The sequence below is a fragment of the Clostridium neonatale genome, from assembly GCF_900465025.1.
Classification (GTDB): domain Bacteria; phylum Bacillota; class Clostridia; order Clostridiales; family Clostridiaceae; genus Clostridium; species Clostridium neonatale.
The window spans coordinates 504,666-527,221 of the sequence record NZ_UICR01000002.1; the positions used below are offsets into that span (position 1 = coordinate 504,666).

At 28.4% G+C, this 22,556-nt stretch carries 19 protein-coding genes and 1 other annotated feature; all 19 genes read right to left on the reverse strand.

Annotated elements, in window-relative coordinates:
- Nucleotides 1-820: 820 nt before the first annotated feature.
- Nucleotides 821-1,600: a ZIP family metal transporter gene (locus tag CNEONATNEC86_RS13950; RefSeq protein ID WP_159136248.1), complete on the reverse strand. Its 780-nt coding sequence runs from the start codon at nt 1,598-1,600 to the stop codon at nt 821-823.
- 229 nt (nt 1,601-1,829) lie between these two features.
- A complete protein-coding gene (locus CNEONATNEC86_RS13955; protein ID WP_230131749.1) occupies nt 1,830-3,215 on the reverse strand; it encodes a DUF6179 domain-containing protein in 1,386 nt (461 codons plus the stop codon).
- 67 nt (nt 3,216-3,282) lie between these two features.
- Nucleotides 3,283-3,753 (reverse strand): DUF6323 family protein, encoded by a 471-nt coding sequence (locus tag CNEONATNEC86_RS13960; protein WP_159136249.1) that lies wholly within the window; start codon nt 3,751-3,753, stop codon nt 3,283-3,285.
- Between the two features lie 332 nt (nt 3,754-4,085).
- Entirely contained in the window at nt 4,086-4,898 is an 813-nt protein-coding gene (locus CNEONATNEC86_RS13965) for a purine-nucleoside phosphorylase (RefSeq protein WP_159136250.1), read from the reverse strand.
- Nucleotides 4,899-5,060: 162 nt separating this feature from the next.
- Complete coding sequence (locus CNEONATNEC86_RS13970) at nt 5,061-5,633, reverse strand: histidine phosphatase family protein (protein ID WP_058295808.1); 573 nt, start codon at nt 5,631-5,633, stop codon at nt 5,061-5,063.
- Nucleotides 5,634-5,704: 71 nt separating this feature from the next.
- Nucleotides 5,705-7,051, reverse strand: coding sequence for an MATE family efflux transporter (locus tag CNEONATNEC86_RS13975; RefSeq protein ID WP_159136251.1), 1,347 nt, complete (start codon nt 7,049-7,051; stop codon nt 5,705-5,707).
- Nucleotides 7,052-7,320: 269 nt separating this feature from the next.
- Nucleotides 7,321-7,698, reverse strand: a complete 378-nt coding sequence (locus tag CNEONATNEC86_RS13980) for a MerR family transcriptional regulator (protein ID WP_159136252.1) — start codon at nt 7,696-7,698, stop codon at nt 7,321-7,323.
- A gap of 404 nt (nt 7,699-8,102) precedes the next feature.
- Nucleotides 8,103-8,366 (reverse strand): hypothetical protein, encoded by a 264-nt coding sequence (locus CNEONATNEC86_RS13985; protein WP_125148655.1) that lies wholly within the window; start codon nt 8,364-8,366, stop codon nt 8,103-8,105.
- A gap of 710 nt (nt 8,367-9,076) precedes the next feature.
- Nucleotides 9,077-10,987, reverse strand: coding sequence for a threonine--tRNA ligase (thrS, locus tag CNEONATNEC86_RS13990; protein ID WP_159136253.1), 1,911 nt, complete (start codon nt 10,985-10,987; stop codon nt 9,077-9,079).
- Between the two features lie 128 nt (nt 10,988-11,115).
- Nucleotides 11,116-11,415 (reverse strand) — a binding site (T-box leader).
- Between the two features lie 506 nt (nt 11,416-11,921).
- Complete coding sequence (locus tag CNEONATNEC86_RS13995; RefSeq protein WP_159136254.1) at nt 11,922-12,518, reverse strand: FMN-dependent NADH-azoreductase; 597 nt, start codon at nt 12,516-12,518, stop codon at nt 11,922-11,924.
- Nucleotides 12,519-12,562: 44 nt separating this feature from the next.
- Nucleotides 12,563-13,444: a pirin family protein gene (locus CNEONATNEC86_RS14000; RefSeq protein WP_159136255.1), complete on the reverse strand. Its 882-nt coding sequence runs from the start codon at nt 13,442-13,444 to the stop codon at nt 12,563-12,565.
- A 75-nt stretch (nt 13,445-13,519) separates the two neighbouring features.
- Nucleotides 13,520-13,963 carry a MarR family winged helix-turn-helix transcriptional regulator gene (locus CNEONATNEC86_RS14005; RefSeq protein ID WP_058295815.1) on the reverse strand — a complete coding sequence of 148 codons (444 nt, stop codon included), beginning with the start codon at nt 13,961-13,963 and terminating at the stop codon, nt 13,520-13,522.
- A gap of 476 nt (nt 13,964-14,439) precedes the next feature.
- Nucleotides 14,440-15,399 carry a tRNA dihydrouridine synthase gene (locus CNEONATNEC86_RS14010; protein ID WP_125148658.1) on the reverse strand — a complete coding sequence of 320 codons (960 nt, stop codon included), beginning with the start codon at nt 15,397-15,399 and terminating at the stop codon, nt 14,440-14,442.
- 104 nt (nt 15,400-15,503) lie between these two features.
- Nucleotides 15,504-15,971, reverse strand: a complete 468-nt coding sequence (locus tag CNEONATNEC86_RS14015; protein ID WP_394372073.1) for a GNAT family N-acetyltransferase — start codon at nt 15,969-15,971, stop codon at nt 15,504-15,506.
- Between the two features lie 173 nt (nt 15,972-16,144).
- Nucleotides 16,145-16,627 carry a DUF2798 domain-containing protein gene (locus tag CNEONATNEC86_RS14020; protein WP_058295818.1) on the reverse strand — a complete coding sequence of 161 codons (483 nt, stop codon included), beginning with the start codon at nt 16,625-16,627 and terminating at the stop codon, nt 16,145-16,147.
- Nucleotides 16,628-16,975: 348 nt separating this feature from the next.
- Entirely contained in the window at nt 16,976-18,370 is a 1,395-nt protein-coding gene (gene gltA / locus CNEONATNEC86_RS14025; protein WP_159116536.1) for an NADPH-dependent glutamate synthase, read from the reverse strand.
- A complete protein-coding gene (locus CNEONATNEC86_RS14030) occupies nt 18,370-19,260 on the reverse strand; it encodes a sulfide/dihydroorotate dehydrogenase-like FAD/NAD-binding protein (protein ID WP_159136256.1) in 891 nt (296 codons plus the stop codon). Before CNEONATNEC86_RS14030 ends, gltA begins: the two co-directional genes overlap by 1 nt.
- 17 nt (nt 19,261-19,277) lie before the next feature.
- Nucleotides 19,278-20,351: a 2,3-butanediol dehydrogenase gene (locus tag CNEONATNEC86_RS14035; RefSeq protein WP_058295821.1), complete on the reverse strand. Its 1,074-nt coding sequence runs from the start codon at nt 20,349-20,351 to the stop codon at nt 19,278-19,280.
- A 231-nt stretch (nt 20,352-20,582) separates the two neighbouring features.
- Nucleotides 20,583-22,523: a sigma-54-dependent Fis family transcriptional regulator gene (locus CNEONATNEC86_RS14040; protein WP_125148662.1), complete on the reverse strand. Its 1,941-nt coding sequence runs from the start codon at nt 22,521-22,523 to the stop codon at nt 20,583-20,585.
- Nucleotides 22,524-22,556: the final 33 nt, after the last annotated feature.

Sequence of the window (22,556 nt, forward strand, 5' to 3'; positions counted from 1 at the left end):
TTTATCAAATGCTTTTTCTTATTACCAAAATACATTTAAAAAGCCAGAACTTAAATTCAAATTCTAGCTTTTGCTCAGCAACCATATTCTACATATCTGTTTTGTATTTAATATATCAATTAGTTTTTAAAATACCTTGATAAATTATAAAAATAATATTCTATAAATTTATTCTTAATAAAATACAAAACGAACTTGACAATTATATTAAAAAAAACTAAAATCTTATTGTATGAGGTGTGCAAATCATACAATAAGATTTTGTTTTAACAAATTAAAATGTGCGTTTATTAATTTGTTAATGAGGAGCATTTTTTAAGGTTACGCGATGTATTAACCTTTATAACTTCTTTGTTGTGTGCTGACAAAGAAGTTTTTTATTTATTGAAAATATATTTCAATTAGAAGGAGTATTATTTTAATTGAAAACAATTCTCATTTAAAATAATACCTTGTTATCTTATTTCTGTCAATATTTTTTATAAAATTTTCTTAATTTTTAGCTCAAATACTTCTCTCTGCGTGTCCCTTTTAACAGCAGTTCTAATAATTTTCTTTTTCTTCTCCTGTTTTGGCAATGCTCCAATTGAAAATTTATTCTTTCTTTCAATTTATATATCTTTTGAAAAATACAGTAATCCATTCGCTCAAATATTTTTTTAGTGCAAACAAATATATAAACTATATTTATAAATTATTCAGTTAAAGATTAAAATATTTTATTATAACCTTATGTATGAAAACTCCACTTTACAGTAAGTTAAATAAAAAATGATTAAACTATTCATTTATTAAAATTAATAGTTTAATCATTTTATTTTTATGATAATGCAACATCTAAAATCATCATAATTACAAACCCTATAGAAAATCCTATTGTTCCAATATTGGAATGCTCACCTTGAGAAGCTTCTGGAATTAATTCTTCAACTACAACATATATCATTGCTCCTGCTGCAAATGATAAAAGATATGGCATAAAAGGTGTTATTAAACCAGAAAACATTATTGTAACAATTGCTCCTATTGGTTCTACCACTCCAGATAATACCCCATAAAGAAATGCCTTGTTTTTACTTAATCCTTCACTTATTAGTGGCATTGATATTATTGCTCCTTCTGGGAAATTTTGAATTGCTATTCCTATTGAAAGAGCAAAAGCTCCTGCAAGAGTTAATAATGCGCCTTCATTCAAAGCACCTGCAAAAACAATTCCAACAGCCATTCCTTCTGGTATATTATGAATAACAACAGCTAAAACAAGCATTGTTGCTTTCTTTAAATTATTCTTCTTTATTCCTTCCGGCTCATTACTATTTGAATGAAGATGTGGAATCAGCTTATCAAGCATTAGTAAAAATAAAATTCCAACTAATACTCCAACTGCTGCTGGAATAAATGATAGTTTTCCCATATTACTAGACATATCAATTGCAGGGATTATTAATGACCATATCGATGCTGCAATCATTACGCCAGAAGCAAATCCAAGTAATGCTTTATTTACAAATGGATTCATTTCTTTTTTCATTATATAAACACATGCCGCCCCTAATGATGTTCCTACAAATGGTATCAATATTCCTACTAAAGTATTCATATGTTCCCCCCTCTATAAAATATATTTTTATATAAATTCACAAAAATCATGATTGCTAAATAATTTATTTAGCTTAAATAATCGTAATAATTAATAATAATTCTTACTAAGATTTTATATTTTTAGCTTTTGTTTGTCAAGAAACTTAATTTTATCCTTACTATTTCAATTTTTCCAAGAGATTATGAGACTTAAAGTTATATTTTTATTCCTTCTACATTATATGATATTATGCCAGTATTATTCTCTCCTTAATCTTTACCATATTTTCTCTTTCCTCACTAGAAAATTCATCTAAATATGCCTTAAAATAATCATGCCATTCTCTTTCCAAGCCATATACATCAATATATTTTGAAAGCATGATTATCTCCATATTATTTAGAGAATTGAAATATACTACATATTCATCATCAAATAAGCATTCTGAATCAAGCACATCATTTAAGTCAGCTAAGCTTTTAACCTTACTATTAATAATTTCTATCTTTTCTTCTAAATCTGAGCATTCTCTAATTTGCTCTACCACTTTTCTAAACTTTTCATTACTCATTTTTTCTTTATCAATGTATTCAATTATTTCTTCTTCATTTTCTTTTGCAAAAGATACGAAAATATTTTGCAGCTTATCAAGTTGTACTCCTTCATATATGGAATAAGTCATTTTATTTACACATTGATCAATATAATCTACTAAATCATTATTTCTAATTACCAAAATTCTTACACACTCTTTTCCACACCTTAATAATAATCCTTTTATCTCCTCTTTAGATAATTTTTTTAATTTATCCTTTATTATTTCCCTATCATGCTCGGAAATATGAAGATTTTTAATTTCTTTATTACATATAATTAATCCAAGACAGTTGGTAAGTACAATTTCAAATATATTCAAAAGAAGAAGCTCAGAATTTTTATCATATCCTTTTAAAAGCTTTTTGATATTATCTTCATCAAAATTAAAACAAAATTCATTTTCCAAGTTCAGCCTTTCTAAATAATTTCGCATATATTCAACACCAACATAATCTTTAAGCTCTATTGCAAGCTGATAATCTATAGAACCTGGTGATTCATGTGCTCCAAAGAAATCATCATACTGTTTAAAAAATATTGAAATTCCATAGTTGGCAGTATCATCATAAGAATAGTTACCCACTTTAAGCTTATTTTTCTGAATTCTTTTTAATAAGCTTCTACTATATTCCACATTAGCTTTAATTATTATATTTCCTTTATTCAGCATATCATCTATTGATTCACTTTTTAATTTTTTAAGGATTTCATCCACCCTTTCAAATTGTTTTAAATACACACTTATTGTATAATTTATACATTTAAAAAGATCGTCTGCAGTTTCTAACATTACTGAGCTGCTTTCATCTTTTGTATAATACTTTAATAAAGCCTGTAAGCTTTGTAATCTTTCAAAATATATTTTTTCTACCTCTTTATCTTCTATTAACCTTTTTTCATAAGCTTTGGATAAAAGGTCATTTAAAAAGCATTCTTCACTTAAATCTTCTCTCTTTATAATCTCATACTTTATGATGTTTTCTGCATATTTAATAATATCTTCTTTATCTTCTATAATAATTTTTTCATTACTCAAAGTTTCTCATTCCCCTTCATTAATAAATACTCAAAAGACATTTAACAAGCATCTTAGATATTGGCATTTACCAGTCCTTTTCACCATTAATATTCTTATAATCTTTCACACCATTTCTTATATTATCAGCTATTGTATATAACACTTTTCCTTCTAAAAGTTCTAATGAGCCTTGGCAGTAATTATCAAAATACTCTTTCATTATTTCAATTAATTCATCATCTCCTATTACATCTAATGTTTCATTTTTATAGTTATAAAAAATCTCTACAAGTTCATTTATTGTATCGCTATAATTATATTGTGATATATATGGAGAGTCACAAAAATTCATAATAATTTTATCTATTATTTCACCATTGAACTCTAGTCTTCCAGTCTTAGCAAGTGCTACTTTTCTTGTATTAATAAGTTCTTTTACATCTTTTTCAGTAAGCTGTAATCCATATTCACGTGTTTTTTCATTACATTCAATTATTTCATCATGAATCTTACTTTCTATTAGTTTGTTTTCAAATGAAATTAGATCTTTATCCATTTTTTAAACTCCTCCTAAAATATTTTCAAAAAAGTATTGACTTTATTTTTTATTTATGTTATGATTAATTATATAAATATTTTTATTCATAATGCGTTATAATGTTCAATTATATCACTAACAATGTTATTGTCAATGTGTTTTGTATCTTAGAATTAATGAGGTACTATTTTTTTGTGCAAAAAAAGGATATAATGTAACTAAAACGTAGTTACATTATATCCTTTTAATTATTATTTTCCTCTAAAAAATATATTTTTCTTTTAAAGTTCATATACCTATAACCTTCATATAAAATATATTTTCTTAAAATGTTATAATAAAATTTAATTTTATATTTCTTCAATGATTTTTTCTACCCATCTGCATAAATCTACAGATGCTTTTTTAGCTGTTTCAACAACTCTTTCATGGGAATGTTTTACTTTTTGTATCCCTGTTGCCATATTTGTAATACATGCTATTCCAAGTACATCCATACCTAAATAGTTAGCAGCAATTGTTTCAGGTACTGTTGACATACCTACTGCATCTGCTCCCACGCCTCCAATCATTCTTATTTCAGCAGCAGTTTCATAGTATGGTCCCATAAATCCTGCATAAACACCTTCTGCACAATCTATGTTAAGTTCTTTTGCTATTTCTTTTGCTTTATTAATAAGCTCTAATTTATATGGCTCTGACATATCTGGGAATCTTGTTCCAAGTCTGTCATCATTAACTCCAATTAAAGGATTATCTCCAAATAAATTTATAAAATCGTTAATTAACATTAATGTTCCTGGCTCAAAGCTTGTGTTTATTCCTCCACATGCATTTGTCACAATAATCTTTTCTATGCCAAGTTGTTTCATAACATAAACAGGATATGTAACTTCTTTCATAGTATATCCTTCATAATAATGAAATCTTCCCTGCATTAACAGCACTTCTACATCTTTTATTCTTCCAAATACTAACTTTCCTTCATGGCCTTTAACTGTAGATACTGGGAAGTTTGGAATATCCTCATATGAAATATATTCTTTGTCTTCTACAACATTAACTAAATCTCCAAGCCCGGAACCTAATATAACACCTATTTTAGGCTTTCTGCTTACCTTAGATTTAATAAATTCTACTGATTCCATTATTTTATTATACATGTTTTTTCCTCCAACTGATTAATATTTGTATGCCATCCGTCTACATTATAATAAACATATCATATTCTGTCTATTCACTTTTTTATATACTATAATATACACTCAAACTATCAATCAAAGAGATTTCTCACAACATTTTATGGATTATAATATTTATTACTTCTAAATATTATGGCGAATAACTTCAACTAGTTTGAATTTTTTATCTTCATATTCATATTTAAAAATACAGCAGTTAGTAAATCCCTTTCTTAATTCTTCTATTGGATCCTGCCACTCTGTTAAAAACTGCAGGCAGGCTCCAGCATGAGATACAGCAAGTACTACTTCATGATCTTCTTTTTCCATAATTTCTGTACATGTTTTAACCATTCTTTCTCTTACCTGAGCTCTTGATTCTCCGCCATAATCAAGAAAAAATGTTCCAAACACTTCTTTGTTTTTGGGATTTAAATCTTCACTTTCTCCCTCAAATATACCAAAGTTCATTTCTTTTAAACCTTTTAATCTTGTATAAGGAATACTGTTATCTGTAACAATTTCTAAAGTATCACAACATCTTTCAGAAGTTGAGCTATATGCATGATCTAAAGGAATATCTTTAAAATATTCTCCTGCAACCTGAGCTTGTTTAATTCCAAGCTCTGTAAGTGGAGAATCACAAGCACCTTGAATTTTTCTTCTTAAATTAAACAAGGTTTGTCCATGTCTCATTAAATAAAATGTTTTTTTCATATTTATCATCCTCCCTTAATGTTTATGCATATTAATGTTAAATCTTAGAGTTAACTCCATGTCAACAGTTTTTATTGAAATTTATGTTCCTTAATATATGGATTCTTATAAAATGAATATGCAAGCTGTATACACATAAAGCACCAGATAACTGGTTCACATATAATAACGCCAAAGTATTCAAGACTTGGTATTAATAAAATAACAAATAATATTTTCCCTAATAGCTCAATAATACTTGAAACTAGCGGAATAAGTTTTTCTCCCAATCCTTGTAATGAGTTTCTTAAATTTAAAAGAATACCCAGAATCCCGTAAAATGGTGCATTTATTATTAAATATTTTGCTCCATTGTATATAACAGTACTTTCAGTAGATCCTGATAATATTTTTACCATTGTTGGTGCTGCAAAAAATAAAAATACAGAAATTATTATCCCCCAGCAAATGACTAGAATATTAGCATATCTTACTGCTTTTCTTATTCTATATCCTTGATTCGCTCCTTTATTTTGAGAAACAAAAGTTGATAAAGCCATTGAAATAGTCATACCAGGCATCATACAAAAACTATTAAGTTTACGTGCTGCAGTATGTCCAGCAATGATAAGATAGCCCAAGTTGTTAATTGCGGTTTGCAATATAACTGTTCCTGCAGATACTATAGACATCATAAATCCCATTGAAAATCCTTGCCCTAATAATTCTTTATACAATTCTTTATCAAAAGCAAAATGTTTTTTAGATGGTATAAGAATTGGAGCTTTTTTGTATATATAGATAACACATAATAGAGCTGAAATCCCTTGTGCAATAACAGTTGCAACAGCTGCTCCCTTAATTCCCATATTAAATTCTGTAATAAATAATATATCTAAGACTACATTAATTATTGAAGATATAATAAGAAATACTAACGGCATAACACTATCGCCTATTGCCCTTAATAATCCTGCAAATAAATTATATGCAAACATAACACCAACAAATATAGTTATCACATATATATATGAATACGATTCATCTATTATATTTTCAGGTGTATTTAATAATTCTAATAATGAATACAAAAACAGCTTTGATACTATCATGATTACAATAGTTACCAATATTCCAATAACTATGGACCCAGCTACAGATTTTTTCAATAAATTTTCATCATTTGAACCATAAGTTCTTGCAGTTACTATACTGAGCCCATTACCTATACCTAGTGCAAAACCAACTAGTAATTCATATACTGCTCCGCAGGCCCCTATTGCAGCTAATGATGTATCACCTAAGAAATTTCCTACAATCATTGTATCCATTGTGTTATATAACTGCTGAAATATAGATGAAATAAAAATCGGTACTGCAAAAATTACTAATGACTTTAATATGTTCCCCTTTATTAAATCAACTTTTAAACTAAACATAATACTTCTCCCTTAAAAAAATAATATTTAAATTTATAAATAATTGCACAACTTATGGTTTAACTGTTGTCTGAAACATTTAAATTTATACCTTTTCATACAACTTTTCATGTTAGCACCATTTACTTAATAAAAATCGCCAAAATGACTATGATATGATCCTCTATAAAATATAAATCGAATAGAATACAATAACTTTAATTAAAACAATCATAAATCAAGCCGAGAATTGCATGATTCCCAGCTTTTAATCTTTACACTATTATAAACTACTTTCCCCAACTTAAAACTCCTGTTAATTCTGCTTCTTCATATCTGCTAATCTTATGGTTTAAACGTTCTAAAGTTTTCTGCATCTCTTTTATTCTTTCTATAAGCTTTTCACGTTCCTCAACAAGTAATTCTTTTCTAGCAGTTATAGTTGAATCTCCTTCTTGATCAAGTGCTACATATTCAATTAAAGTTTCTATTGGCAGTCCAGCTAAACGCATGCATTTAATAAACTCAATCCATTTACAAGCCTCTTCTGTATAGTCTCTTCTCCCACTTGACGTACGGTTAATATAAGGTATTAATCCAATACGTTCATAGTAACGAAGAGTATCTTGTGTAAGTCCATACTTTTTACTTACTTCTGAAATTGTCATTTTTATATTCCTCCCATCTCTTTGTTAATTATATAAAATATTTTTGCCTCAACACCAAAATGTGTTCTCGACAGAATTAAGATGCCAATGCACGTTTATTACATTCAAAAAAATTCTTGCTTCATATTGTCAAGCACAGCTTTTAGTGTTGAGCCATATTTTTATATAAAGTAATTTCAATAAGATTATCAAAATACAAATTATTTGCTTTTGGTTTCATCTTTTTCATCAGTACTACTTATACTAATAAATAAATTTATTATTCCTTCTATAACATATCACTTGGAGTTGACTCAATGTCAAGCTTTTTTTATTTTTTAGGAAATTATATTTGGATATAACCTGTGAACGAGGTGTCCCTTAAGGGTGTAAATTATTTTTGATAATATCATAGTAACTTAATATTATTCTTCCATAGCCTTAATCTTATCATATAAATATTCATTAACCTTCAGAATATTTATAGAATTAAAAAAATCATCCAAATCATTAAACATAGCCCTTTTATACTCTTCTTTTGGAATTCCAATACATAATTGCCCTAAATGAGAAAAGGTAAGCTCATTTCCAATTTTACCTGCATCTTTTCCTAATTTCTCTACGAAATAATTTCCAAATAAAATCTCCAAATCTCCCATTCCTACAATAGAAATCTTATTAATTTTCATACTTATTCACCTCTTAATTTTAAAAGTTATTTCTTAATAATCTAACTAATTATAATTTCCAAATTCCCAAACAAAGCTTTATTATGTGAGCTAAAATCTTTGATATTCTTTCATTATATCATAACACTTCATTACATACCTTAAACAAAATACATGAAACTAAAATTTAGTGAACAACACCGAAATAAAGCTCAGATTTTCAGCATTATTAATATTTATATAAATACATTTTTAAATTATAGAATAGTTATTTAAACAAGTTAATATTTTATCATTTTTAAGAAGGCAACAATATATAAATATAAGAATATAAATTCTTAAGAATTTCCTTATTTTATGCGGGTTAAGGTCAATTTTTATATGTGCCTTAATAATTTTCTGCATTAATTGAAACTATATTTAAAGGAATAAAATAACATTAATCATAACTAAAATAAATTAGGTATTTATGATTTTGGAGAAAACAAAGAAATCCAATATATGAATATGCGTAGTATTGTATTGGAAATTTCAGCTTTTAAATTCTTTGGCAGAGGCTGTTCCAAAATTGTTTGTCCAAAACTTGTTTTTGGAGCAAACATTTTTGGGCACAGCCTCTGTCATTAGAATTTTTAGCTAAAATTTCCCTACAATCGAGCATATCATATATTGGATTTCGGTTATTATACACTAAATTCTGATTCTACACAATTTATTTATCTTGGACAATATTATAATGATTTACTTATAACTTCATCATTGATTCTATCAATTAATTCTTTTAACTCTAAGCTTCCTTCATCACCATTTTTTCTGCTACGTAATGAAATCTTCTTTTCATTTTCTTCCTTTTCACCAATAACAATAATATAAGGAACTCTTTCATTTCTAGCTTCTCTTATTTTATAACCTATTTTTTCATTTCTATAATCCATTTCAACTCTTATTCCATTTTTCTCTAATTTATTTTTAATCTGTTCTGAATAATCATTGAATTTATCTGATATAGGTAATACTTTTACTTGAACTGGTGCAAGCCATGTTGGGAATTTTCCTGCAAAGTGTTCTATTAATATTCCTATAAATCTTTCTATACTTCCGAAAATTACTCTATGGATAACTATTGGTCTATGCTTTTCCCCATCGCTTCCAACATACTCTAACTCAAATCTTTGAGGAAGCTGGAAGTCAAGCTGAATTGTTCCACATTGCCATGTTCTGCCTATGCTGTCTTCAAGATGAAAATCTATTTTAGGACCATAAAAAGCTCCATCGCCTTCATTAACTATAAAATCTAAATTTAATTCTTCTAAAGCACCTTTTAAAGAATCTTCTGCTAAATTCCATTCTTCATCACTCCCCATAGAATCTTCTGGCCTTGTAGATAATTCCACATGATACTTGAATCCAAATTTTGAATACACTTTATCAATAAGTTCTACAACACCTTTTATTTCTGATTTTATTTGATCTGGAAGCATGAATATGTGGGCATCATCTTGTGTAAATGCTCTTACTCTCATAAGTCCATGAAGTGCTCCTGAAAGTTCATGTCTGTGCACTCTTCCAAGCTCTCCAACTCTCATTGGAAAATCTCTATATGAATGCGCTTCTGATTTATATACAAGCATTCCACCTGGACAGTTCATTGGCTTAAGTGCAAATTCTTCTCCATCAATCATTGAAGTATACATGTTTTCTTTATAATGATACCAGTGACCAGAAGTTTCCCATAATTTCTTATTAAGCATAATTGGTGTTTCAACTTCAACATAACCTGCTTCATAATGAAGTTTTCTCCAGAAATCAATTAATGTATTTTTAAGAATTACTCCTTTAGGTAAGAAGAATGGGAATCCAGGTCCTTCTTCTGCAAATGTAAATAGCTTTAATTCCTTACCAAGTTTTCTATGATCTCTCTTCTTAGCTTCTTCTAAGTTATGAAGATAAGTTTCAAGACTTGTTTTATCTTTAAATGCTACACCATATACTCTTTGAAGCATCTTATTCTTTTCATTACCTCTCCAATAAGCCCCAGCTACGCTTGTAAGCTTAAATGCTTTTACATACTTTGTTGATGGAATATGTGGTCCTCTACAAAGGTCAACATAATCACCTTGCTTATATAATGATATCTTTTCTCCTTCTGGAAGATCATTAATAAGCTCTACCTTATATGGTTCATTCTTTTCTTCCATTAAATTCAACGCTTCTTCTCTTAAAACATCCATTCTTTCAAACTTTAAGTTCTCGTTAATGATATTATTCATTTCTTGTTCTATTTTTTCTAAATCTTCAGTAGTTAATGGTTTTTCTATATCAAAATCATAATAAAATCCATTTTCTATTGAGGGACCTATAGCAAGTTTTGCATCTTTATAAAGTCTCTTTACAGCTTGAGCCATAATATGAGAGATAGAATGTCTAAGCACTTCAACAGCTTTTTCATTATCTGTTGTTAAGATATTTACCTCATCATTATCTTTTAACTTATGGCTTAAATCAACTAGGGTATTGTTTACTTCTCCTACTATTGCATTTTTACCTAAATTCCTGCTTATTAAATTTGCAAGATCTAAAACACTTGAATTTTCTTCAACTTCTCTTAATGATCCATCATTTAATTTTACTTTTATACTCATTTTTCTATCTCCCTTCTAATAATTTATTATCAATTTTTTTCATTACTTCAAAATATAATTAATAAAATTATTAGTAATCATAATATTTTTTTAATTTTAATATAACAAAAAAGCATTCGTCCCAAAAATCTTGGGACGAATGCTAAACATCCATGGTTCCACCCAAATTGAATTAAAAAATTCAATTCATCTTAACTGTTTCTTAACGGTTCTACTAACCGATGACATTTCGCCAAATTTAGAGAAACTTCTTATTGCATAAATTATATAAATTCTTGTATGTAATAAAATTTCACTAAATACTCAGCTAATCAGTCATAGCTCCAGGGTAGTTTTTCTTATAGTCATATTTAAAAATGCTCTCAGCCGGTGGCATTTTCTCTCTAAAAATTGTACTCTATAATACTTTTCCCTTTCATTGCTTATTTTATATTTAACTTTAAAGTTATGTGCACTTAACTTTATATTTGCATTATATTCCTTTTAATTTTAATTGTAAATAGTTTTATACAATTAAAACTGCTTTTTATGTTTAAGTAAAAATAAAGAAAGAAGCATCTATATTCATTGAGCTTCTTTCTCTACTTTACCTACATTTTAAAAATATATAAACTTATATAGCAAAGTTAAAATTCAAAGCAATACCCAACATGCCGTTGCTTACATATTCAATACCTGCTCCCTGCAGGTGGGTTAAACTCAACTTACCTCTTATAATCTTCTGCTGCAATTATGGACAATCCTTAATTACAAATTACTGAAGCCCTATATCCATAAGTATATTGTAAATCCCGAATATATTATGTAGGTTGAATATAATAAGCTATTCGTACATCTCAGGTTACTGTATCTTTATTATATCACTTTTTTCTCTTTATTCAATATGAATATTTTGGATTGAAAACATTTTAATTATTTTATTATAATTATCTGATTAAAAATTTTCTGCAATCAAACTTGCTCTTTTTATTGCCTCATTAATTTTACCCTGAACATCAGCACCAATAACATCCATATTTTCTAGTGAAATAGTCTCTATATCTGTAATTCCAAAGAATCCTAATATAGTTCTTAAATATCTTTCTCCCATTTCATATGGTGAGTTTGTATAATCTCCACCTCTAGCTACTACATATACTGCCTTTTTATCTTTTAAAAGTCCAACTGGGCCTTCTGCAGTGTATTTAAATGCTATTCCTGTAACACTTATATAATCAATATAGTCTTTCAATATTGCTGGAATGCTTAAATTCCACATTGGCGCCGCAATTATATACTTATCTGCCTCTGCAAATTGATATGCATATTTTAATATTGGGTTATTCTTACTTTCTTCATCTTTAAGTGCAAATAATTTTCCTAAATCATCTGGTCTTAAGAAGTCTATACCTTCTTCATATAAATCTAAAACTATTACTTCATCTTTTGGATTATTCTTTTTATATTCTTCTACAAATTTATCAGATACCTTAAAAGTTCTTGATTCACCTTCATTTTTTATGTCTGCTTTAATATATAGTACTTTACTCATTTTTCTTCCTCCTGTTAACTTTATATAATCTATAAATATTATTATTAAAATTCTTCTATTCCAAACTTACCATTTCTAAAATCTTCATAAGCTTGATATATTTCTTCTGTAGTATTCATAACAAATGGACCATGTGAAGCAATAGGTTCATCTATTGGTTCTCCACTTAATACAATGAAGAGACTTTCCTCTGTTACTGACTCAACTACAATATTACCTTGTACATTATCAAACAAAATAAAATCTTTCTCTTTAGCTTCTGTATCATTATTTATTTTAACTTCACCTTTTAATACAAGTATTCCTGTGTTAAAATTGCTTGGTTCACTTAAAATAGTCTTTCCATGATTTTTTAAATTTACATTATAAAGATTTATTTTAGTAAATGTACTAGCTGGCCCTTTTACTCCATTAACTTCTCCAGATATAATGCTAATTTCTCCTTGATTATTATCAAGCTTTAATATGCCCATATTTTCTTTTAATAAAGTTTGATATTTAGGCTCTGTCATCTTTTTGTCTTTAGGCAAATTAACCCAAAGTTGAATCATATGCAAAGTTCCACCTTTATTATTGAATTCTTTTTCATGATATTCCTTGTGCAAAATTCCTGATGCAGCAGTCATCCACTGAACATCTCCTGGCCCTATAATCCCATGATTTCCTTTATTATCGTGATGTTCAACCTTTCCCTCATAAGCAATAGTCACAGTCTCAAAGCCACGATGAGGATGAGCCCCAACACCACGAATATTAGATGATGGTTCATAATAATGTGGTGCATGATAATCTAATAATATCATTGGGGATAAACGCTTCATGTCATTTATTCCTACTGGTAAGTATTGTGATACCCTAAATCCATCTCCAACCATATGAAATTCTGGTCCTCTAAATATCTTTTCTATAGTTCTTAAATCTTCCATAATACTCTCTTTTCTATTTATCACTAATTAGTGATAAAATTCTAAAAATTTGTTTTTACTTTTATTCTTAAATAATTATATGTTTTTAAATTTTTTAAGTATGCTTTTTAGCATAACTTTCTCTTCGTCATTTAAAATTTGAAAAATATTGCTAATATTCTTAATATGTTTAGGTAAAATTTCCTCTATAAAATCTTTACCCTTTTGAGTCAATGATATTATGCATGATCTCTTATCTTCCGGATCTGCATTTTTTTTAATTAATCCATCCTTTTCTAAATTTTTTATTACTACTGTTATATTCCCAGATGTGGTTAATATCTTTTCTATTAACTCATATATCTTTAAGTCACCTTTATTATATAAAGCTTCTAATACTCCAAATTGAGCCGGAGTAAGTCCGCTTTCTTTGATTGTCTGGTATTCTTTTTTATGAATTTTATGTTCTGCTCTTGTAAAAACAACCAAAGTAGATAAATCTAGTTCATTTTCTTTAATTAACTTTTTTATATCTTTCATGAGCTTAATATATCACTAATTAGTGATATTGTCAAATCATCTTACACAGCTACATATAGAATGTGCATTTATATAAAAAACATAAATTTATAATTTTCCTTACAAAAAAATCGCCAAGGCGACTGTGTAACCTTTTCCTCTCAAAAAATAAATACATTAACAGTCAATAACTTTAATTAAAAGTCTTATGAGCCGTCGATTTTTTTAGCGCATTCTGGATTTTCTGAGCTTGCCGAAGAAAAGGCCAGGCGCATATAATTTTTTTGTTCTTTAGGAACCTTACATTAATTCATTACAATAATTATCAAAAATAACTTATACCATCAGGGGGCACCCCGTCCACAGATACAAGATAATATAATTCCCTAAAGAACAAAAAGCAGATTAACTCATTCCCGCCTTTTAATATATAATCCCTGTTAAAATTATATAATCTATTTAAAATATTTCACATTTATAATATTAATCAATGTTTATTATTTAAATCCTCTTAAATTATTTTCTTCTATATTTAAATCATTAAACATCATGGATACAATAGCTTCATATTCATTTGCCCTATTTACTTTTCTTATCTTCTTTGCATATTTATCACTTTCTGCAAACATATGTATCATATAGAACCAAAATTCCTTCATCTTAAATAGTACATTTTTATCTCCTGAAAGAATTCCTTTATACCCAGTATAAACTGCATCATGAAATGCTTTTAAGGTCGCTTTATCAGCCACTTTATTATTTTTAATTTCTCCTATTAATCCTGGATTTGCAATAATTCCTCTTCCAAGCATAATACATTCTAAATTTGGACATTCTCTTATCAATTCTTTATATTGGCTAAAATTAAAAATATCACCATTATAACAAACTGGATTTTCACTTGAAGATAATGCAGCTTTAAATATTTCCCTATTAGGTTTATTCTTATAAAAATCCTTTTGTATTCTTGGATGAACTATAAGCTCTTCTAAGGGATACTTATTAAATATTTTTATTAATTCATAGAATTCATTTGGATCATCTTTACCTATTCTTGTTTTTATTGATATCTTTGCATCTGACTTTGAAAATATTTCGTCTAAAAATCTATCCAGATCTTCTCTTTCAGAAAGAAATCCTGATCCTTTATGCTTAGCAACAACTGTACCTGATGGACATCCCAAATTTAAATTGATTTCATCATATCCAAAATCCTTTAAGGCATTTACTATGCGAATAAAATACTCAGCATTATTGGTAAGTATTTGAGGTACTATAGGCAGTCCTTCATTATGTGCTGGTAATATATCATTTAATTCCCTTGTCGTAAATCCTTCATTACTAGTTGGTGAAATAAATGGAGTAAAGTATTTATCAATCTGTCCAAATAAATTATGATATGCATTTCTATATATGTATCCAGTAACCCCTTCAAGTGGTGCAAAATAATATTTCATAATTATAAAACTCCTTATTATATCTTGTGTAATAATTCCACATATATTTTATCTATTAATAATAGTTTTGTATAGTATATAAAACTATTACACATAAAAGTAAATTATAATTCCTTTTTTAGATATATCATATCAACCAATTGCTTCCCACCTTCAAATATTGGATGGTCATAATTATCAATGAAAAACTTCTTAACTCTATGTGATTCAATAAATCCACATTTTTTATAAAATGGTAATGTAAGAGGACTATCTCCTGTTCCAACATACATAACATCACATTTTTCCTTATAGTATTCAAATATATATTGAATTATTTTTTTCCCATATCCTTTTCCATGATATTTTTCATATGTTGCAATATTTTTTAATTCATATATTCTATCCTCTTCCTTTGTTACTACACATATACCTTTTAAATCATCATCGTATAAAGCAAACATATCTCCTCTATTTAAATATTTATCAATCATATCTTCCTGTTCATCTGCTAACAATAACAAATCTAAAAATCTTTTTCTATCATCTTTTATATATTCTACTCTCACTACTTTTAACACCTCTTTATTCATGATTATAAATAAAAATTTTTGCTATAAATATAAGTATAACAGGCATCATATCTAATGAACTACAAATATATATAATTTTCAACCTAAATTATAAGTTCTAGCAAATTAAAATAGTGTATATAAATCAGAAATTTATTAACTAATTTATATACACTATTTATAATATCAATATTTTATGCTAAAACTTTTCCTTCTGGAAATACTTTTCTAAATATAAATCTAACAACTGGTCCTGCAACAATAAGTTGCACTGGTAATGCCATTATGAAATTTATTGGAATATTCTTTAACCAAGTAATAAATAGATTACTCCAGTCGCCTGATTGTATTGTTACTTCTAAAGCTCCATACATAGACATAATTATTACCATAGGTATCACCATGCATGAAGAAACTGTAATAATTTTTCTTAAAGTTGAACTATCAGGCTTTAATAAATATTTAAATGCAACCATTTTAGCTACTCCTGAAACAATAAACCAATCACAAAACATTGCAAAAACATAAGCAATGGGCATTCCCATCCACGCAGCCTTTATCACATCAACTGAGATTTCTCCCATATGTAAGCTAATATTATATATACTCATCCAAAGTACCATAAAAAAACACATCATTACTGTATAAATTAAACTTTCTCTTTTATTTTGCGGCATTAAAATTCTCCTTTATAAATAAATAATTTATCTCGAGACAAACCCTATTATACATATTATTTTTTGTTTGTGTAAGTATTTTTTTATTTATATTTAAATTATTTATATTTTAAGACCTATATTTTGTTTTTAAAATTTTAAATTTACATATAATAAGGCCTCTACAACTTACTTTCATAAATTATAGAGGCCATATCTTAATATTATTGAGATTATGGGTAATTTAAATTTTTTATAAGATCTACTATATATGATCTACTTATTCATAAGTAAATCATATATTATATCCTTTAACTTTATAATTAAATTTTATGTTAATATTATCAAAGATATATTTAATAATATTACTTATTTTCCTTGTAAGTATTCATCAATAGCTGTAGCAGCTTTCTTACCAGCACCCATTGCAAGTATAACTGTAGCTGCACCTGTTACAGCATCTCCACCTGCATATACACCTTCTTTACTTGTAAGTCCAGTTTCTTCTTCAGCTATTATACATCTTCTCTTATTTATTTCAAGACCTTCTGTTGTAGAAGATATTAATGGATTTGGTGATGTACCAAGTGACATTATTACAGTATCTACATCCATAGTAAATTCTGCCCCTTCGATTTCAATTGGACTTCTTCTTCCAGAAGCATCTGGTTCACCAAGTTCCATTTTAACGCATTTCATACCTTTAACCCATCCCTTTTCATCAACTAAAATTTCTGTTGGATTAGTTAATGTATCAAAAATTACGCCTTCTTCTTTAGCATGATGTACTTCTTCTGCTCTTGCTGGAAGTTCTGATTCACCTCTTCTATAAACTATATGTCCTTCTGATCCAAGTCTCACTGCAGTTCTTACAGCATCCATAGCAACGTTTCCGCCACCAACTACTGCAACTTTTCTACCTGCCCTAACTGGAGTTGAATACCCCTCTTCGGCAGCCTTCATTAAATTAACTCTTGTTAAGAATTCATTTGCTGAAAGAACTCCATTTGCATTTTCTCCTGGAATTCCCATAAATCTTGGAAGACCTGCACCAGAACCTATAAATACTGCTTTAAATCCTTCATTATCAAATAGTTCATCTATAGTAATAGTTCTACCTACTATTACATTAGTTTCTATCTTAACACCCATTTTTTTAATGTTTTCAACTTGCTTTGCAACAACCTTTTCCTTTGGGAGTCTGAATTCTGGGATACCATATTCTAAAACTCCTCCTGCTTTATGAAGCGCTTCAAATATAGTAACATCATATCCCATTTTAGCTAAGTCTCCAGCGCAAGTTAATCCTGATGGACCTGAACCTATAACTGCAACCTTCATTCCATTTTTAGGTGATGTTTCACTTAAATCTACATTATATTCTGTAGCCCAGTCTGCTGTAAATCTTTCAAGCTTACCAATTGATACTGGATCTCCTTTAATTCCTAAGACACATTTTCCTTCGCATTGTTTTTCTTGAGGACATACTCTACCGCAAACTGCTGGAAGTGAACTATATTGTGCAATTTCTTTTGCAGCACCTTCAAAATCTTCATCTTTAACCTTTGCTATAAATGCTGGAATATCTATAGATACTGGACATCCCTGTCTACACTTAGGATTTTTACAATTTAAACATCTTTCTGCTTCTTTTACTGCTTCTTCTTCATTATATCCAAGACACACTTCTTCAAAGTTAGTAGCTCTAAGCTTAGGATCTTGTTCCCTTACAGGTACTCTTATCATTCTTTCCTTCATCTCCATTACTTATCACCTCCGCATCCGCAACCACCATGGCTATGAGTGTTTCCTTCTTCTTTCTTTAATTGAGCCTTACCTTCTTCTGTCTTATACATTGCTTGTCTTCTCATTGATTCATCATAGTCTACTAAATGTCCATCAAATTCAGGTCCATCAACGCAAGCAAATTTAACCTTTCCGCCAACAGTAACTCTACAAGCTCCGCACATGCCTGTACCATCTACCATTATTGGATTTAAACTTACTGTAGTTGGTATTCCTAATTCTTTAGTAAGAATAGATGTAAATTTCATCATTATCATAGGTCCAATTATTACTGCATGATCATATTTTTTTCCTTGATTATTAACTAATTCTTTAAGCATATCTGATCCTGTTCCTTTAAATCCATATGATCCATCATCAGTTGTTACATATAGATTTCCTGAAACCTTCTTTAATTCTTCTTCATATATTAATAAGTCTTTATTTCTGCTTCCAAGTATTACATCAACCTCTATTCCATTCTCATGCATCCATTTCACTTGTGGATATACTGGTGCAGCGCCAACTCCACCTGCTATAAAAATAATCTTCTTTTTCTTTAGTTCTTCTATATCTTCCTTAATAAATTCACTAGGTTGACCAAGAGGTCCTACAAAATCACAAACATCTTGTCCGACTTCATATGTAGCTAATTCTTTAGTTCCACTACCTACTGTTTGAAAGACTATTGTAACAGTTCCTTTTTCTTTATTATAATCTGCTATTGTTAAAGGAATTCTTTCACCTTTTTCATCATTTTTTATAATAATAAATTGCCCCGGTTTAGCAGACTTTGCTACTCTTGGCGCTTCTATATCCATTAAAAATATATTATTTGTAAGCTCTCTTTTACTAACTATTTTATACATTTATGTTCCTCCTAATTTTATAAAAGCTCTTTTTCTGGAGTTACTAATATCTTAACATGTTTTTTCTTTTCTGGGCCTGTTAATGCACCAAAACCTTCTTCAACTATATCATCTAAATATACTTTTTTAGTTACATATCCTTCTGCTTTTATTCTACCATCGCTCATTTGAGCAATAATTGCTGGGAATTCATGTCTATATGCTAATGTTCCAATAATTTTCTTTTCACTAAATACTAGCTTATTAGGATCTAATTTAGCATCACTTTCCCATATACTTGTTATAACTAAAGTTCCCTCAAATTTTATACTATCAATACCTGTATCAATACCTATTTGAGCTCCTGTAGTTTCAAATGCAACATCAACCCCTACTCCATTTGTAAGTTTCTTAACTTCTTCTACTATATTTACTTCATTTGGATCTAATACTACATCTGCACCGGCTCTTTTAGCATATTCTTGTCTTATGGATTTTCTTTGTAATACTATTATTAATTTTGCACCAGCTGCTTTTAAGCATTCTATAGTTGCAAGTCCTATTGGACCAGAACCTAAAACTAATGCAGTATCTCCAGTTTTAAAGTTTCCTACTCTAACTGAATGTAGTGCTACTGTCATTGGTTCAACTAAAGCAGCTTGTTCATAAGACATTTCATCTGGTATTTTGTGTATGAATTTTTCTGGAAAAACTGTATATTCAGCAAATCCTCCGCCACTTCCACAAAGACCATGGAATCCTAAAGAGGAACATAAATTATATTTTCCTTCTAAACATGCTGGACACTTACCACACGCAACAATTGGCTCAACTATTACTCTATCTCCAGCTTTAAAATTAGTTACATTCTCACCAACTTCTACAACATCTCCTGAAAATTCATGTCCTAAAACTACTGGAGCTGTTGTTCCACTTAACGGATGTGGTTGTCCCACTGGTATAAATATTGGTCCTCCTAAATATTCATGTAAGTCTGATCCACATATTCCACACCATTTTACTTTAATTTTCACACCATCACTTGTAACCTTAGGTTCTTCGATTTCTTCCACTCTAACATCTTTCTTTGCATACCATAAAGCTGCTTTCATATAAAAACTCCTCCTAAAAAATAATTTGTTAATTAATTCACATATATTATTAGCAAAATCCATACCAAAAATATTATAAATTAAAATTTCTTTACGCTAGATTCTCAATATAATTGGTCTTACCTTTATTTTAAAAATAAAATATTATAACTTTATATTCTTTCTGTAAAGAAAAATGTATCAAAACGATACATTTTAAATTATCATTTTGATACACTATTATTATTTTTATCATTTTGATACATATATTTCATATTTTTTTATCTTTCTATACAATGTGGCTCTTCCTATCTTCAATAATTTTGCAGCCAATTGAAGATTACCATTGCATTTTTCTACTGCATATTTTATAGCACTTTTTTCTACTTCCTCAAGTGGAACTATTTTTATTTCTTCATCTATGACTTTTTCCTCATTAATAGTTTCATCTATATGATTATAATTCAAAGTGTTTATGTTCATAAATTCATCTTCACTTAGATAATAATCTCTTTCAACAACATTCTTAAGTTCTCTTATATTTCCCTGCCAATCACATTTTTTTAATTCATTCATGTATGTCTGACTAACTTTTATAGCTTTACCAATATTTTTAGTATTTAAGTTTTGAATAAACTCATTTACAAGTAAATCTATATCATCTTTTCTCTGTCTTAAAGGAATAGTTTTTATCTCTATTACGCTTAATCTATAATATAGATCTTCTCTAAAATTTTTCTTACTTATTTCTTTTTTCAGCATTCTGTTAGTTGCACCAATCACTCTCACATCTAATTGTTTCTCATGTGTTCCACCGACTCTTGTAATCTTCTCATTATCTAAAACTCTAAGAAGCTTACTTTGAATATCTAATGGTAATTCACCAATTTCATCAAGAAAAATTGTTCCTCCATCTGCTAATTCAAATTTTCCTGGATGTCCTTCTTTAGATGCTCCTGTAAACGCCCCTTTTTCATATCCAAATAGTTCACTCTCAACCAATTCACTCGGAATTGATGCACAATTCACAGCAACAAAAGGTCCTTTTGAACGCTCACTATAGTTATGTATTGATTGTGATATTAATTCTTTACCAGTGCCACTTTCTCCTTGAATCAATATATTACAATCACTTTTAGCAGCTTTTTTAGCAATAGTTATCATTTTCTTCATTTCTTCATTATTTGTAATAATGTCTTTAAATTGATATTTAGCTTTATATCCTGCAAATTTATTTACTAATTTATGTATCATTTTAACTTCTGTAAAAGTAATTACCATACCATTATTATTGCCCTTTACATTCAATGGAAATACATCTATAACACATTTTATTATTTCATTATTTATGGAAAAATCACATTCTAGATTATTTAAATATTCACTTTTTTCTTTAAGTATTTTTTCAAAATCAACACCATTTAAAACTTCACCAATATTCATATTCATTGCTTCTTCTAATGATATGTTTAGAATTTTTAGTGCTCTGCCATTTATACGCTTTACTTTCATATATTCATCAGTAACTATCATGCCTTCTGATATTGAATCAAATGTTACATTAAGTAATTTATATGAAATAGCTAATTCCATCTGTTTTTGTATTGATTGAGCTGCTGCAGTAACTATTCCTAATGTATGCGAATTAGCATCGCAATACTTTCCAGACATATTTATACATCCAATTAAATTGTCATCTTCATCATGTATTGGTGCTGCAGAACAAGTCCATGAATGTTGATTTATTCCATAATGTTCTGCCCCTATGGTTTGAATTGGCTTATTGAGATATAAAGATGTTCCTATAGCATTTGTTCCAACTATATTTTCTGCCCATAGCTCACCTTGTAAAAAATTCAATTCTGTTGCCCTTTCCATTATATCTTCGTCACCTATTACATCTAATATATACCCATCTTTATCTGTTAAAAATAAAGCAAAGCCTGACCCTCTAACCATACTATAAATACTTTCCATAATAGGCCTTGCTACTGAAATAAGTTCACTATTTCTATTAATTAATTCATTTATATTAGAATGTTTTACATTTCCTTTCCCGTTATAAGGATCAACACCATGGTTAATGCACCTTATCCATGAATCACCAATCTCATTTCTAACTTTAGGACTTACTTTTTTAGTTAAAATAAAATTTCTCCATGCTTTAGCAATAAAATCTATATAATTCTCCATATTTATTTCTCCAATACTTATATAAATTACTGA